This is a genomic window from Sphingomonas sp. OK281 (assembly GCF_900115295.1).
Lineage (GTDB): Bacteria > Pseudomonadota > Alphaproteobacteria > Sphingomonadales > Sphingomonadaceae > Sphingomonas.
On record NZ_FOVZ01000006.1, the window covers coordinates 100,240 to 115,252 of the forward strand.

The 15,013-nt window shown below is 66.5% G+C and carries 12 protein-coding genes; 7 read left to right on the forward strand and 5 right to left on the reverse strand.

Annotation, left to right across the window (positions count from 1 at the left end):
- Positions 1-180 precede the first annotated feature (180 nt).
- Both BM244_RS18890 and BM244_RS18895 read left to right on the forward strand, forming a co-directional pair.
- Entirely contained in the window at positions 181-855 is a 675-nt protein-coding gene (locus BM244_RS18890; RefSeq protein WP_056054264.1) for a glutathione S-transferase family protein, read from the forward strand.
- Entirely contained in the window at positions 842-1,189 is a 348-nt protein-coding gene (locus BM244_RS18895) for a tRNA-binding protein (protein WP_093400471.1), read from the forward strand. Before BM244_RS18890 ends, BM244_RS18895 begins: the two co-directional genes overlap by 14 nt.
- Positions 1,190-1,336: 147 nt before the next feature.
- Here BM244_RS18895 and BM244_RS18900 read toward each other — a convergent pair whose 3' ends face one another.
- Positions 1,337-2,011: a YiaD family glycine zipper/OmpA-like lipoprotein gene (locus tag BM244_RS18900; protein WP_093400472.1), complete on the reverse strand. Its 675-nt coding sequence runs from the start codon at positions 2,009-2,011 to the stop codon at positions 1,337-1,339.
- Between the two features lie 195 nt (positions 2,012-2,206).
- Between BM244_RS18900 and BM244_RS18905 the strand changes: the two genes are divergently transcribed.
- Positions 2,207-3,508: a hemolysin family protein gene (locus BM244_RS18905; RefSeq protein ID WP_093400473.1), complete on the forward strand. Its 1,302-nt coding sequence runs from the start codon at positions 2,207-2,209 to the stop codon at positions 3,506-3,508.
- A 415-nt stretch (positions 3,509-3,923) separates the two neighbouring features.
- Here BM244_RS18905 and BM244_RS18910 read toward each other — a convergent pair whose 3' ends face one another.
- From BM244_RS18910 to purD, 4 genes are all read right to left on the reverse strand, one after another.
- On the reverse strand, positions 3,924-5,027 hold the full coding sequence (locus tag BM244_RS18910) for an MlaA family lipoprotein (protein ID WP_254784590.1): 1,104 nt from the start codon (positions 5,025-5,027) through the stop codon (positions 3,924-3,926).
- Between the two features lie 170 nt (positions 5,028-5,197).
- A complete protein-coding gene (locus BM244_RS18915; RefSeq protein WP_093400475.1) occupies positions 5,198-5,992 on the reverse strand; it encodes a hypothetical protein in 795 nt (264 codons plus the stop codon).
- Positions 5,993-6,055: 63 nt separating this feature from the next.
- Positions 6,056-7,531 carry a vWA domain-containing protein gene (locus BM244_RS18920; protein WP_254784591.1) on the reverse strand — a complete coding sequence of 492 codons (1,476 nt, stop codon included), beginning with the start codon at positions 7,529-7,531 and terminating at the stop codon, positions 6,056-6,058.
- Positions 7,532-7,910: 379 nt separating this feature from the next.
- Positions 7,911-9,176 (reverse strand): phosphoribosylamine--glycine ligase, encoded by a 1,266-nt coding sequence (purD, locus tag BM244_RS18925; protein WP_093400599.1) that lies wholly within the window; start codon positions 9,174-9,176, stop codon positions 7,911-7,913.
- On the opposite strand from purD, the gene xseA reads away from it, so the two are divergent.
- The 4 genes from xseA to BM244_RS18945 all read left to right on the forward strand — a co-directional run bounded on the left by xseA (position 9,175) and on the right by BM244_RS18945 (position 14,971).
- The gene (xseA, locus tag BM244_RS18930) at positions 9,175-10,611 is read left to right on the forward strand and encodes an exodeoxyribonuclease VII large subunit (RefSeq protein ID WP_368086091.1); all 1,437 of its coding nucleotides are present in this window, start codon (positions 9,175-9,177) and stop codon (positions 10,609-10,611) included. The two genes, purD and xseA, sit on opposite strands and share 2 nt — an antisense overlap.
- A gap of 12 nt (positions 10,612-10,623) precedes the next feature.
- Positions 10,624-10,824, forward strand: a complete 201-nt coding sequence (locus BM244_RS18935; RefSeq protein WP_055881745.1) for a DUF2093 domain-containing protein — start codon at positions 10,624-10,626, stop codon at positions 10,822-10,824.
- Entirely contained in the window at positions 10,821-11,699 is an 879-nt protein-coding gene (locus tag BM244_RS18940; RefSeq protein ID WP_093400478.1) for a M23 family metallopeptidase, read from the forward strand. Before BM244_RS18935 ends, BM244_RS18940 begins: the two co-directional genes overlap by 4 nt.
- A 257-nt stretch (positions 11,700-11,956) precedes the next feature.
- Positions 11,957-14,971, forward strand: a complete 3,015-nt coding sequence (locus tag BM244_RS18945; protein ID WP_217649164.1) for a TonB-dependent receptor domain-containing protein — start codon at positions 11,957-11,959, stop codon at positions 14,969-14,971.
- Positions 14,972-15,013: the final 42 nt, after the last annotated feature.

Consider the following 15,013-nt stretch of genomic DNA (forward strand, 5'->3'; position numbering starts at 1 on the left):
TTCCAATTGGGCCCCGGCCTTCGCCGGGGTGGTACAAAAATAGGTACAGCCTTTCCCCCTTGTTCTCCCGCGAAGGCGGGAGCCCAGTCTGGATCCCCGCCTCCGCGTGAACCAAATCTTCTTACGCGATGCCAACCCGCGCTAGTGACACACCCGCCCCCCACCGCCTAAACGGATGGCATGTGGCAGCTTTATCAATTCCCCCTGTGTCCCTTCTCGCGAAAGGTGCGCCTGCTGCTGGGCGAGAAGGGGGTCGGCTACGAACTGGTGCGCGAATCGCCGTGGGATCGCCGCGACGAGTTCATGGACATGAACCCCGCCGGCCAGACCCCGGTGATGGTCGACGCGTCGCGCGGCGTCGCCCCCCTCATCGATTCGATGGCGATCTGCGAATTCTTCGAGGAAACCGTCGAGAAGGCGGCGATGATCAACGGCACCGCGACCAACCGCGCCGAGATCCGCCGGCTGGTCACCTGGTTCGACACGCATTTCTACCGCGACGTCACCGGCCCGCTGCTCCACGAACGCATGGTCAAGCGCCTCGCGCACCGCACCGCGCCCGACGCGAAGGGTTTGCGCGAGGCGATGAAGGCCGCGGTCGGGCATCTCGATTATATGGATTACCTGCTCGATCACCGGAACTGGCTCGGCGGCGCGACGATGAGCCTCGCCGATCTGGCCGCCGCCGCGCAAATCTCGGTCACCGATTATCTCGGCGGGATCGACTGGAAGGGCCATGACCAGACCGCACGCTGGTATCGCGGCTTCAAGAGCCGCCCGAGCTTCCGCCCGCTGCTGTCCGAACGGATGGAGCTGATCTCACCCCCGGCGCACTACGACAATGTCGATTTCTGAACAGATCGCCTATCCCGACTTCGAGAAGGTCGACATCCGTGTCGGCACGATCGTCGAGGCCGAACCCTTCCCCGAAGCGCGCAAGCCCGCGATCAAGCTGCGGATCGATTTTGGTGCGGAGATCGGCGTGAAACGCTCGTCCGCGCAAATCACCGAGCATTATACGCCGGAGACTCTGGTGGGCCGCCAGGTCGCGGCGGTCGTCAACTTCCCGCCGCGCCAGATCGGCCCGATGATGTCGGAAGTCCTGACGCTCGGCTTCCCCGATGCGGACGGGAAGGTCGTGCTGATCTCGCCGACCGGACCGGTCCCGAACGGCGGGCGGCTGTTCTAAACAATAATCGTACCCCGCCAGGGGGAGGTGGCTGGCGCTTGCCAGACGGAGGGGGAGGAAAGCGAAACGGCTGTTCCGTGTCCTCCCCCTCCGTCCCCTTCGGCGACACCTGCTCCTGGCGGGGGAGGATCAGCAGAACCCCAGTGCTTACTGGCGCAGGTCGTTCTGCGTGATCGGCACGATCTTCACCTCGACGCGACGGTTAGCCGCCCGACCCGCATCGGTGTCGTTGGACGCGATCGGCTGCGTCTTGCCGTAGCCACGCGTCCCGATTCGCGCCGCCTGCACGCCGTGGCCCGACAGGTAATCCGCGACCGAGCGCGCGCGACGCTCCGACAGCGTCTGGTTATATGCATCGCTGCCGGTCGAGTCGGTATGCCCGTACACGTCGACATAGGTCTGGTTGTACTGCGACAGCGTATCCGCGACCTGATCGAGCGTCCGCTGGAACTGTGGCTGCACGTTCGCGCTGTCATACGCGAAGGTGATGCCCGACGGGATGTTGAGCACCAGGTCGTCACCCTGGCGGATCACCTGAACATCGGTACCCGCGGTGCGCGCGCGCAGATCGCGCTCCTGCTTGTCCATGTACGCGCCGATGCCCGCACCCGCGAGACCACCGATGCCCGCACCCAGCAGCTTCTCGGTCCGATCATGCCGTCCACCGACCACGTCGCCGAGCAAATAGCCGCCGAGGGCGCCGCCGATGCCGCCCAGGGCTGTCTTCGAGATGGTTTGGCGACCGGTCTCCGGATCGGTGGTGCAGCCGCTCGTGGCGATCAGTGCGGCCAGTGCAGCGCCTGCGAACATCTTGGTTTTCATAGATAATCTCCCTGAGACATGACAAATGACGGTCTTATGCCCGATACGGCCGATAACCCTGTGCCGCGGCGATTGTTCCGCCTGCGCACTGAACCGACCCTGACCATCTTCGCGGCGTAATGTCGACTACGCACACGCTGGTACGCAAGGACGGTTGTGCGACGGACCGTTGTCCTGCAAAGAGCCCTTGAGCCAATGGCACCGCTTCCCCCCTTCCCCTGGATCGACGTCGCGATCATCCTCGCGCTGGTCGCGTTGAACGGCGTGTTCGCGATGAGCGAACTCGCGATCGTCTCCGCGCGCAAGGCACGGCTCGAGGCGATGGCGCGCTCGGGCAAGAAGGGCGCGCGCGCCGCGCTCGTGCTCGCCGCCGACCCCGGCAAGTTCCTCTCGACCGTCCAGATCGGCATCACGCTGATCGGCATTCTCGCAGGCGCCTATTCGGGCTCGAGCCTCGGGATGCCGACTGCGGCGCGATTGCAGGCCTGGGGCCTGTCCGCCTCGACCGCGGAGACCGCCGGATTCGCGATCGTCATCGGCCTGACGACCTATGCCTCGCTGATCATCGGCGAGCTCGTCCCAAAGCAGTTCGCGTTGCGCGCGCCCGAGGCGATCGCCTCGTTCATGGCGCCCGTCATGCGCTGGCTCGCGATCGGCACCGCGCCGATCGTCTGGGTGCTCGATTCGACCAGCGCGCTGATCTTCCGCCTCCTCCGGCTCAACCGCGAGACCGAAGAGCATGTGACGGCCGAAGAGCTTCATCTGATCGTCGCCGAGGCCTCCAAGTCGGGCGTGATCGAGGAGCATGAGCGCTCGATCATCTCGGGTGTGGTGCGGCTGGCGGATCGCCCGGTGCGCGAAGTGATGACGCCGCGTACGGAGATCGACTGGCTCGACTGCGACTGGGGCGCCGACGAGATCCGCGAGACGCTGCTCGCGTCCCAGCACACTCGCTTGCCGGTCGGCGAAGGCTCGATCGACGCGGTCCGCGGCGTCGTCCAGGCGCGCGACATCGCCGCGGCGCTGTTCCGCGGCGAACCGATCGACCTGCGCGCGCTGATGCGCAAAGCGCCGGTCGTGATCGACCAGATCGACGCGATGGACGCACTGCTCGCGCTGCGCGAAGCCGAAGTACCTATGGCGCTGATCCACGACGAATACGGCCATTTCGAAGGGATCGTTACGCCGGCGGACCTGCTCGCGGCGATCGCGGGCGAGTTCAAGTCGGACTCGGATCCCGACGATGCGCCGTCGGTGGTGGTGCGCGACGACGGTTCGCTCCTCGTGGCGGGAACGATGGCGGCCGATTCGCTCGCCGATCGCCTTGGCATCGATCTACCCGAGGACCGGGATTACGCGACCGTCGCCGGGCTCGCGCTGTCGGTGTTCAGGCACCTGCCGGGCGAGGGCGAGAGCTTCGTCGAACAGGGCTGGAAGTTCGAGATCGTCGATCTCGACGGCCGGCGGATCGACAAGCTGCTGGTAAGCGAAGTCTGAGGGTCTAGCGCGGCGCGAGTAAGGTCGAACACGGCGTCTCCGTTCTGCACCACCCCGGCAAAGGCCGGGGCCCAATTGGCAAGGCCGCAGTAACGAAGCGCAGTCCCTAGTTTGCGATGTTCCCCAATTGGACCCCGGCCTCCGCCGGGGTGGTGATTGGGTAGGGTGGGTATTAGCTCTTCACTCAGGTGCTCGTGCCTCACGCGCCGAGGACCCCCTGATCCCACAATCCGTTCGTCCAGAGTAGCTGCTGAGCTCCTCGAAGCGGCGTACCGAAGGATGGGTTGGCGCGCGGAACCTATGCTTCGATACGAGCCCTCGATACGCTCCTTACGGAGCTACTCGGTCTCTACTCAGCACGAACGGGGAGGGAGGGCAGGGGAGGGAAGACGAGCCCGTTCGGGTCCGTCCCCTTCTACTGACCAGTTTCGGCCACCGGCTTTGCATCAACCGCCGGCGTCTCGACCATCGGAGCCTTCTCAGGCACCTCCGAAACCGGCCGCGCCCCAGGCTCCAGATCGCTCGGCACGAACGGCACCACGCTCGGCGGCGGGCCCGACATCCCCGCCGGATCGCCCTCGACCCGTCCGTGGAGATGGTCGATCTCCGCCTGGCGCCGGTTCAGATAGAATGCGCGCGTCGCCGCATACGGATCGGGCGAGTTGTCGTGCAGGTCCTTCAGCGTCTGGTCGAATTCCGAGCGATGATCGAGCGCACCGAGGATACCCGCGGGGATCGCATACGCCGTGCTGGTGAACGGCTTGCCGATGCCGACCGGCAGGATCAGCCGATCGATCGCGCCACCGAACAGATCGCGGATCGTGGTCGGCCCGACCAGCGGCAGGAACAGGAACGGCCCGTTCTTCACGCCGTAATAGCCGAGCGTGTTGGCGAACCCGTTCGAGCGGCGCGGCAAATGGAACGGCTTCTTCTTGGCGACGTCGAGCACGCCGGCCACGCCGATCGTCGTGTTGATCGCGAACCGCCCGACCGTCTCCGCCGCCTTGCCCGGCTTGAACTGGAGCAGGAAGTTCAGGAAGACGATCGGCTCGCGCAGATTGTAGAGGAAATTGTGGATGCCGCGCCGGATCGGGCTCGGCACGGTCTTCTTGTAGGTCCGCGCGACCGGGCCGATCACCGCGTCGTCGACCTTCTGCGTCACCGCGAACGACTCGGCGTTGACCGCGCGCAGCGGATCGCCCGCGCTCTCCTTGCGGCCGGTGACGATGATGTCGTTGGGAGCCCGCTGGGCGGGCGGCGTCCCCAGGGGCGCGGGGCCCACTGGCGGAATGTCCTGCGTCGGCAGCCCCTGAGCGACAATCTCGATCGCGGGCAGCGACGCGGCCAGGGCAAGCGGTGAAACCGCCATCGACGCGACCGGCTGGAAGTCATCCGCGAACGGCGACGGCACCGCACCGGGCAGCGCCACGCGCGCACCGACGCCGGGCAACGACATAGGCGCGGCCGTCACGTGAACGGGGGCAGCCGTCAACAGCATTGCGCTCATCGTTACCAGCATGTGCACTCATCGCCCTGTTATCGGCCGCTCTCCTACATCGAGATGCGACGCGCACGACATGCCCGTCGGCGCGCGTGGAGCATAGAGCCAATCGTCATCCACGCGAGCGGATCGCGGTTAACCGATCGCGCCGCGATCGCGTCCGGAGCCGTGCCGCGCGATCGCGTCGCCTAGAGCTTGCCGAACACCGCCTCGAAACCGGCCTTGTCGCCGGCCGCCAGCAACCGCGCCTGCTCGATCCAGCGATCGCGACCCATTCGCCCGGTAAAGTTGCCGAGTTGCGCGTCGATGCGCTGCGCCTCGCTCTCCGACAGCGTCGCCATCTGGCCGACCGTCGAGACGCCAAGCGCATCGAGCTGCGCGGCGACCTTCGGCCCGAGCCCCTTCAACTGCGTGACGGGATCGTCCGCATAGGACTGCGCCGGCACGGCCGGTGCGATCGGAGCCGGCGCTGCGACTTCGGTCGCTGGGCTGGCCTCCAACGGTGACGCGGCTGCGATCGGCTCGTCCGCCAGCCTCTCGGGCGTCGCTACGTCGTCGCCTGGTGCGTCTGCTACCGGCTGTATCGGCGATGGCGCAGAGGCGGCGACAGGGCTGGGTGCCGGCGCGCTGGGGGTAGACGGAGTCTCCTGCGGCGGTTCGGGCGCCCGAGCCGCCGGTACCGGCGAGGGAGCAGGAGCAGGCGCAACCGTCTGGGTCTGGCGTTGGGACTGCTCGATCTTGCGCTCGTCGGCGACGGGATCCGCCGCGACCGGTTCGGGTGCGACGCCTGCCTCCTCGGCGTGCGCGATCACCTCGTGCGACGCCTTGGTGCGGCTGCGCTTGGCCTTGATGCCCCACAGCAGCCCGATGATGACAAGGACCGCCAGCACCGCGATGATCGCGAAGTGGATCGCGGTCAGAGTCCCGATGCCGTCAGGCAATAGGCTGAGGCCCGAGGCGGAGGTCGAGGAAGTTTCGTTCATTCCCATACCGTAGCGTCACCCGCGAAGGGCGGCGAGACCTAATCCGCGCAGCACCGTCACCGTTCAGTCGTTCGACGGTGCCGGACGATTGTCGCCGCGCGCGGCCAGATCGGTCAGTTGCAGGAATTCCTGCCGCCAATAGCCGTCCGCATGGCTCGCCAGCGTGCGCATGTCCGCATAGCCGTAACGGCTCAGATACGGATCGCCGCGCAGCTTCTGTCCGAACGCCGCCACCGCCGTCGCGAAGGCGAAGTCACCTGTCGGTGCGGCGGCACTGCGGACCAGGGATGCGGGGACCGGCCGAACGATCTCTCGCGACATCGTCCCGTCGGGCAGCTTGTAGCGCAGCTTGACCACCGCCAGTTCGGTCCCGGCCGAGGGCGCTGCCGCCGCCCGGTTCGCAGGATAGCGCCGCGCCGGCACCCAGCCCTTAGCGCCGACCGGCACGACCTCGTACAAGGCAGTCACCTGGTGCCCCGCGCCGATATCGCCGGCATCGACCGCGTCGTTGGTGAAGTCCTCTTCCTTCAACGCGCGGTTTTCATAGCCGATCAGCCGGTATTCGCTGGCCATTGCGGGGTTGAACTCGACCTGCACCTTCACGTCCTTGGCGATCGTGACGAGCGTCGCGGACAGTTCGTCCTCCAGCACCTTCTTCGCCTCCAGCGCGCTGTCGATATAGGCGTAGTTGCCGTTGCCGACATCGGCGATCCGCTCCATCATCGCCTCGTTGTAATTGCCCGTGCCGAAGCCGAGCGTGGTCAGCGTGATGCCATCGTCGCGGTTTGTCTTGACCAGCGCCTCCAGCGCCTTCGTGTCGCTGATCCCGACGTTGAAGTCGCCATCGGTCGCGAGGAAGATCCGGTTGACGCCACCCTTGCGGAAATTCGCGCGCGCCGTTGCATAGGCGAGCGCGATGCCTTCGCCGCCGGCAGTCGAACCGCCTGCGCTGAGGCAGTCGAGCGCGGCCTTGACGTAGCCCTTGTTGGCAGTCGGTTCGAGGACGATGCCGCTATTGCCCGCATAGACCACGATCGACACCCGGTCGGCCGGTTCGAGGCGGTCGGCGAGCCCCATCAGCGCAGCTTTCACCAGCGGTAGCTTGTCGGGTTCGTTCATCGATCCGGACACGTCGACCAGGAAGACGAGGTTCGCCGGCGGGCGCGTCGCACCGCTCACGTCATACCCGCGCAGGCCGATGCGAAGCAGCCGCGTCTCCGTGTTCCACGGGGTCCGCGCGACATCGGTCGTCACGCTGAACGGCACCGCGCGATCGGTCGGGCGCGGATAATCGTAGCGGAAATAGTTGATCATCTCCTCGGTCCGCACCGCGTCCGCAGGCGGCGTCTCCCCCTTCGTCAGGAAGCGGCGGACGTTGGCGTAGGAGCCGGTGTCGACATCGACCGAGAAGGTGGAGACCGGGTTCGTCGCGACCTGCTGTACCGCGGCCACCGCCCGGCCATCATAGCGCTCGGTGTTCTCGGGCGATCCGAAGGGCGCGGACCGTTGCATCGCGAAGCTCTGGGTGACCGGTGCCATGCGCGCACCGGGCGCCGCGGGCGCCATCATCGGCACTGGCGCGGGCGGCGGCGGCGGGGGCGGGGGAGGCGGCGGTGGCGGTCCCGGGGGTGGGGGAACGACACTGGACCCCGTGACGACGATGTTGCGTCCCGCGCGGACCGACCCACGCACATCGGGATCGGTCACGCGGCATCGCACCGGAGAATCATTGCCGACGGTAGATGGCCTGGCGATCTGTATGGGCGGTAGGGGCGCCGCCGACGTCAGGGTCAGTGCGACGATGGCAAGCGACGGTACGGACACGATGCGCATCGCAACCACTCTCCCGGATGATATAGTCCAGGAGAGTGTCACGTCGCCCGAGTCCGTTCAAGCGGCCCGTTCCCGCCCCCCTAGCTCAAGCCCCGCGCGCGATCTCGCGCCAGCCGATGTCGCGTCGGTAGAAGCCTTCCGCGAAATCGATCGCCTCGACCGCGCGATAGGCGTTGGCCTGCGCCGTCGCGACGTCGTCGCCGGTCGCCGTCACGGCCAGTACGCGCCCGCCCGATGCGACCAGTCCGCCGTCCTCAAGTCTAGTGCCAGCGTGGAACACCGTGCCGCCCGCAGCCCGCGCGGAATCCAGCCCAACGATCGATCCGCCAGACTTGGGAGTCCCGGGATACCCCTCCGCCGCCATCACCACCGTTAGCGCGGTCTCGTCGCTGAACTGTGCCGGCGGCATATCGCCGAGACGCCCTTCCGCGGTCGCCAGCATCGTCGCCAGCAGGTCGCCCTGGAACCGCATCATCAGCACCTGCGTCTCCGGATCGCCGAACCGCGCGTTGTACTCGATCAGCTTGGGCCCCTGCGGCGTCAGCATCAGCCCTGCGTACAGCACGCCCGAGAACGGCATGCCCTCCGCCGCCATCGCCGCCACGGTCGGCGCGACGATCTCGTCGATCGCGCGCTTCTCCAGCGCGGGCGTCAGGACGAGGGCAGGGCTGTACGCGCCCATCCCGCCGGTGTTCGGGCCGGTATCGCCTTCGCCGACCCGCTTGTGATCCTGCGCGGACCCGAACGGCATCAGCGACACGCCGTCGGTCAGCACGAAGAGGCTCGCCTCCTCGCCTTCGAGGAACTCCTCGATCACCGCCTCGACTTCCCCGTCGGCGAACAGCGCATCGAGCGCGGCATCGGCTTCGGCCGCGCTGAACGCGATCACCACGCCCTTGCCCGCGGCGAGGCCGTCCGCCTTGATGACCACCGGCAGCGAGAAGGTACGGGCAAGCGCGATATCCGCCTCTTCGCGGCTCTTCACGCGGACATAGCCCGCGGTCGGAATGCCGGCGCGCAGGCACAGGTCCTTGGTGAAGCCCTTCGACCCCTCAAGCTGCGCCGCCGCCTTCGACGGCCCGAACACGGGGACGTCCGCTGCGCGCAGCGAGTCCGCCAGTCCGTCGACCAACGGCGCCTCGGGTCCGATCACGACCAGCCCGACCTCATGCTCGCGGACGAACGTCACCACCGCGCTATGATCCGTCGCATCGAGCGGCACGAGCGTCGCAACACGCGCTATCCCGGGGTTGCCCGGCGCGGCATACAGCGTATCGAGACCGCGAGATTGCACCAGCTTCCACGCGAGCGCATGTTCGCGCCCCCCCGAGCCCAGCAGCAGGACGTTCATGCCCGATCCCTTTTCCGATGAATTGTCCAGCGACATGGTGGCAAACATGGGGCGGCTGGTAGCCGAGCAAGTCCCCGGCGACAACGCACTGGCGATGTCGGTTGGCGAACTCGCGTTCAAGCTGAAGCGGATGGTCGAGGGCGAATTCGGCCATGTCCGGCTGCGCGGCGAGATCTCGGGCTGGAAGCGCGTCGCGTCCGGGCATTGCTACATGTCCCTCAAGGACGACCAGGCGGTGATCGACGGCGTCATCTGGAAGGGCAATGCGTCGAGCCTCGCCTTCGTGCCGCAGGACGGCATCGAGGTGATCGCGACCGGCAAGCTCACCACCTATCCCGGCCGCTCGAAATACCAGATCGTCATCGAGCGGATGGAGCTGGCCGGTGCCGGCGCGCTGATGGCGCTGCTCGAGAAACTGAAGGCGAAACTCGCGGGCGAGGGGCTGTTCGACGGCACGCGGAAGAAGCGCCTGCCGTTCATGCCGAAGGTGATCGGCGTCGTCACCTCGGGCACCGGCGCAGTGATCCGCGACATCCTCCACCGCCTCGAGGATCGCTGCCCGACCCACGTCATCGTCTGGCCGGTCAAGGTACAGGGCGAGGGTTCCGCCGCCGAGATCGCCGCTGCGGTGCGCGGGTTCGACGCGATTGCGCCCGGCGGCCCGGTGCCGCGTCCCGACCTCGTCATCGTCGCGCGCGGCGGTGGCTCCGTCGAGGATCTGTGGTCGTTCAACGAGGAAGTCGTCGTTCGCGCGGTCGCCGCCTGCACGATCCCGATCATCTCCGCGGTCGGCCACGAGACCGACACCACCTTGTGCGACTTCGCCGCTGACCTGCGCGCGCCGACGCCGACCGCCGCGGCCGAGATCGCGGTGCCGGTGCTCGCCGACTTGCGGCTGACGATCGACAGCCACCGCAATCGCACCGAGCGCTGTGCGCGGCGCCATGTCGAGCGCGGTCGCGAACGGCTCGATGCGCTGGCGCGGTTGCTCCCGAAGCGCGACCAGTTGCTCGGGCCGCAACGTCAGCGCGCCGACGACTTTGGTCAGCGGCTGGATCGCGGGCTGGAGCGTAGGCTTACCCTCGCGCGCGGCAGTCTCGATCGCTCGGGCGCCGCACTCCGTCCCGCCACGTTGGAACGCAAGCTCGAAGCGAAACGCGCGCAGCTCGATGCGACGTGGCGGCTCGTCCAGTCGCTCAACCCCGACGCGATCCTCGACCGCGGCTATGCCCGAGTCACCGCCCGCCCCGGCGGCGAGACGCTCGCATCTGCCGCGTCGGCGCGCGATGCTGGCACGCTGACGCTCCACTTCCGCGACGGTGTGGTGGACGCGATGACGGATACCGGTCTTGAGCGCCCCGCCGCCAAAACCTATGCTGCCCCCAAGGCGAAGCCCGCGTCGGACACGGCGCCGCGCCAGCCGACCCTGCTGTAAAGAAGACCCGCAATGCTGATGTCCAACTCCGACCGCGCCGCGCGGCTGCACTATATGGCGAACGGTTTCCGCGTGCTCAGCCCCGGTGACCACGTCGCCTGCGCCGCGACCGGCCACCGCATCGCGCTCGAGGACCTGCGGTACTGGAGCGTCGCGCGGCAGGAAGCCTACGCCACCGCCGCCGCCGCCAGCGAAGCGATGGCGCCGCGATGAAGCCGGGCGGTGCCGCGCTGGCGCGGGCGGCGGCGCTTGCGCTGCTGACAGCGACGACCGCCACCGCCCAGATCGTGCCCCCGCCGACGTTCGTGCCCCCGCCGCCGACTGCCCGCGCGTCTACGTTCCGATGGACCGGTACGTTGAGCCAGGGCGGCCTGATCCTCGGCACGGCGCCCGCCGGTACGCGCACCGTCACACTGAACGGCAAGCCGATCACGCTATCTCCCGACGGCCGCTTCATCGCCGGTTTCGACCGGGACGCGGGGCCTCAGGCATCATTGACTGCAACCTTGGCCGACGGCCGCGCCGTCACCCAGCCGCTTGCGATCGCGCCGCGCGCCTGGCGGATCGAGCGCCTCGACACGCTCCCGAAATTCCCGGCGCCCGACCCGGTCTTCGCACAACTCCGCCCGCCCGAACTCGCGCAGATCGTCGCCGCCCGCGCGCGCACCACCGATGCACAAGGCTGGAGACAGTCCTTCGTCTGGCCCGCGACCGGCCGCATCTCCGGCCTGTTCGGATCGCAGCGCGTCTACAAGGGCGAACCCGGCAGCTATCATTCGGGCACCGACGTCGCGATCCCGACCGGCACGATCGTCACCGCGCCTGCCGACGGCGTCGTGATCCTCGCCGCCGATCACCCGTTCACGCTGGAGGGCAACCTCCTGATGCTCGACCACGGCATGGGTCTCAACAGCGCATTCCTGCATCTCCCCCGCATCGACGTGAAGCCCGGCGACCATGTCCGCCAAGGCCAGCCGATCGGCGCTTCCGGCATGACCGGCCGCGCCACCGGCCCGCACCTCCACTGGGCACTCCGCTGGAACGACGCCAAGCTCGACCCAATGCTCGTCGCGGGTGCGATGCGGTAACGGGTGTGCCTCATTTTGTTACACGCTCGGGCATCGCAGTTTAAAATTGTTGCACAGCCTCCGCCGATACACCTATTTTCGTGTCATTTAAGACACTAGTGTTTCGCAAATGACGCGCCGTGTCGGGACGCGTCTTTACACGACATTGGTGCAGCTTCATCCTCCGCACATATCCTCGAAGTCAGGCAATGGCAGTCGAGGAAGTTTCCGCAGCGGATCGTCAGGGCGACCGTTGCGGGCATTGTAAGGGGATTTACATGGTTACGACTTCTCGCTTTATGTCGAAGGCGCTGCTGCTTGCGGCTGCCACGCCGCTTGCGTTGATTATTTCGACGACGGCCGGTCTGGCACAGGACGCCACGACAGCTCCTCAAGCACCCGCCGCGGCCACCGACGCACCTGCGACATTGGCCCAACCCGCGCCGACGCAGGACACCGCCGCGGAAGCCGGTCAGGACATCGTCGTCACTGGTTCGCTGTTCCGCCGTACCGATACCGAGACGCCGTCGCCGGTCACCGTGCTGACGACGCAGACGCTGCAGCGCGCGGGTATCACCAACATCAACGATGCGGTCCGTTCGATCTCGGCCGATGGCGCCGGCTCGATTTCGACCGGGTTCCAGAACGGCTTCTCGGCCGGCGGCGCCGCGGTGTCGCTGCGTGGCCTCGGCGTATCGTCGACGCTCGTGCTGATCGACGGCCTGCGTTCGACCAACTTCCCGCTCAACGACGATGGCCATAACGCCTATGTCGATCTCAACTCGATCCCGTTCAGCGCAGTCGAGCGGATCGAAGTGCTGAAGGACGGCGCCTCGTCGAGCTACGGCGCGGATGCGATCGGCGGCGTCGTCAACATCATCATGAAGAAGCACGTCGTCGGCGTGTCGGGCACTGCCGAGGGCGGCATTTCCGAGCTTGGCGACGGTGGCCGCTACCGCGCCAACCTCACCGCCGGTATCGGCGACTATGACCGTCAGGGCTTCAACTTCTACGTCAACGGCGAGTACCAGAAGGACAACGCGATCTCGGTCAGCGATCGCGGCTTCCCGTTCAACACGCTCGATCTGAGCTCGATCGGCGGCGTCGACGGCAACGCCGCGGATAGCTCGTTGACCACGGCAACGATCAACGCGGTCGTACGTCGCTCCTCGCAGACGGATCTCAACAACCCGTATGCCGGTGGTACGGCGGCCACCGGGACGTATACGTCGCTCAACCTCAACTGCGCCAATGGCACCTACACGGTGGCCGGGGCAGCCGGTGGTACCGCGTGCAAGCACGACAACACCCGGGAATACGTCCAGATCCAGCCGGCGCAGGAGCGTTACGCGTTCTCGAGTCGTCTCAGCCTGAAGATCTCCGACGACATCGAAGGCTATGTGTCGGGCAGCTATTCGCACAACCAGGTCGTCACCAAGACGCGGCCCCCCAGTGCGATCCGCCAGACCCAGCCCTATGGTGCGTCGCCGGCCCTCGCATCGAACAATCCGGGTATCGTCCTGCCGGTGTATGTCTGCTCGGCGGGCATCAATTGCGTGACGGCGGCCGATCGCCAGCTCAACACGACCAACAACCCCTATGCGGCAGCGTACGCCAACGATCCCACCAATGGTGCGGCGCGCATCTATTATCTGTTCGGCGATCTTCCCGCGAGCCAGATCCGCACCAACGAAGTCATCCGCGGGGCTGCCGGCCTGCGCGGCAGCTTCGAGGGCGGCTGGAACTGGCAGGTCGATGCGGTCGGTGCGAAGGATAACCTGAACATCGATTCGCTCGGCGTGATCAACATCGCCGGGCTGAAGCAGGCGATCAACACGGGGGCATACAACTTCGCCAATCCGTCGCTGAACAGCCAGGCGACGCGTGACCTCGTCGCGCCGCGCTTCTCGGTGGGATCGCACACTTCGCTCGCATCGCTCGATGCGTCGGTCAGCAAGCAGCTGTTCGACCTTCCGGGCGGCCCGCTCCAGGTCGCCGTCGGTGGCCAGATCCGTCACGAGGTCGAGGAGAATAACAGCCTCAACGCGAACCTCGATCGCTACGCCAACACGTCGGCCGCTTTCGGATCGCACACCGTGTCCGCCGGCTATTTCGAGATCAACGCGCCGGTCCTGCGCACGCTCGAGATCAACGGTTCGGGCCGCTACGATCACTATTCGGAAGGCTTCAGCAACTTCTCGCCGAAGATCGGTGCGAAGTTCACGCCGATCAAGGAGATCGCGATCCGCGGGACCTATTCGAAGGGCTTCCGCGCTCCGACCTTCGCCGAGAACAACGCACGGTCGAGCTATGCCGGGTTCGTCACGGTAACGCCGCCATGCAGCTTCATCCTCGCGCATGGTGGTTCGGGGACGCTTGCATCGTGCCAGGCCAACGGCAATCCGTATAACTTGGCCTACAGCCTTGGTTCGGGATTCACCGGCAATCCCGATCTGAAGCCTGAGAAGTCGCGCAGCTTCACGGGCGGCGTCGTAGTCCAGCCGACGCCTTGGTTCAGCTTCACGGTCGATTACTACAACATCAAGAAGACCAACGTGATCGTCACGGGTCCTCAGTCGTCCGACGCCCGGGCCGCCTATTTTGCCGGTACACCTTTGCCCACCGGCTACACGGTGTCGGCGGTCGACGCGATCGATCCACTCTACCCGAACGCTCTGCCTCGCGTGCTCATCATCAACGCACCGTACGTGAACGCGGCGAGCCAGTCGGTGTCGGGTATCGATCTCGGGGCGAACTTGAATGTGCCACTCGGTGGCGAGGCGCGCTTCATCAGCCGCATCGACGTGACGCGCCTGTTCAAGTACAACGTCGACAATGGCGATGGCGTCGTTCAGAAGTATGCCGGTACGCTTGGACCGTACGAACTGTCGTCGGGTGCGGGCACGCCGCGGATCCGCGGCAACTGGCAGAACACGCTGCAGGTCGGCGCAGTGTCTCTGACCGCGACCACCTACTACGTGTCGCGGATCAAGGCGGTCGCCGCAGATGAAGTCGCTCCGGACGACAATGGCGATATCGACCTGAGCTGCGCCAACAATCTGTACGGGACCGGCGATAAGTTCTGCTACATCAAGCGCTTCATCTACGCCGATCTGAACGTCTCGGTCGAAGTGAACGACAAGTTCTCGTTCAACTTCAACGTCGGTAACTTCACCAACGAAAAGGCTCCGGTCGCACCGGCATCCTATTCGGGCACGAACTACCTGCCGACCTGGCATTATGCCGGCGTCATCGGTCGTACCTTCCGCGCTGGTGCGAACTTCAAGTTCTAAGCTCCGACTGCGGCTAAGAAGAAGGGCGGCTTCCTCGCGGGA

Bases quoted from the DNA above. Each gene is read 5' to 3' on its own strand.
- BM244_RS18910 (WP_254784590.1), bottom strand. From the start codon at position 5,027: ATGCTGGTAACGATGAGCGCAATGCTGTTGACGGCTGCCCCCGTTCAC.
- BM244_RS18900 (WP_093400472.1), bottom strand. From the start codon at position 2,011: ATGAAAACCAAGATGTTCGCAGGCGCTGCACTGGCCGCACTGATCGCC.
- xseA (WP_368086091.1), top strand. From the start codon at position 9,175: ATGCCCGATCCCTTTTCCGATGAATTGTCCAGCGACATGGTGGCAAAC.
- BM244_RS18915 (WP_093400475.1), bottom strand. From the start codon at position 5,992: ATGAACGAAACTTCCTCGACCTCCGCCTCGGGCCTCAGCCTATTGCCT.
- BM244_RS18905 (WP_093400473.1), top strand. From the start codon at position 2,207: ATGGCACCGCTTCCCCCCTTCCCCTGGATCGACGTCGCGATCATCCTC.
- BM244_RS18945 (WP_217649164.1), top strand. From the start codon at position 11,957: ATGGTTACGACTTCTCGCTTTATGTCGAAGGCGCTGCTGCTTGCGGCT.
- BM244_RS18920 (WP_254784591.1), bottom strand. From the start codon at position 7,531: ATGGCACCGGTCACCCAGAGCTTCGCGATGCAACGGTCCGCGCCCTTC.
- BM244_RS18895 (WP_093400471.1), top strand. From the start codon at position 842: ATGTCGATTTCTGAACAGATCGCCTATCCCGACTTCGAGAAGGTCGAC.
- purD (WP_093400599.1), bottom strand. From the start codon at position 9,176: ATGAACGTCCTGCTGCTGGGCTCGGGGGGGCGCGAACATGCGCTCGCG.
- BM244_RS18890 (WP_056054264.1), top strand. From the start codon at position 181: ATGTGGCAGCTTTATCAATTCCCCCTGTGTCCCTTCTCGCGAAAGGTG.
- BM244_RS18935 (WP_055881745.1), top strand. From the start codon at position 10,624: ATGCTGATGTCCAACTCCGACCGCGCCGCGCGGCTGCACTATATGGCG.
- BM244_RS18940 (WP_093400478.1), top strand. From the start codon at position 10,821: ATGAAGCCGGGCGGTGCCGCGCTGGCGCGGGCGGCGGCGCTTGCGCTG.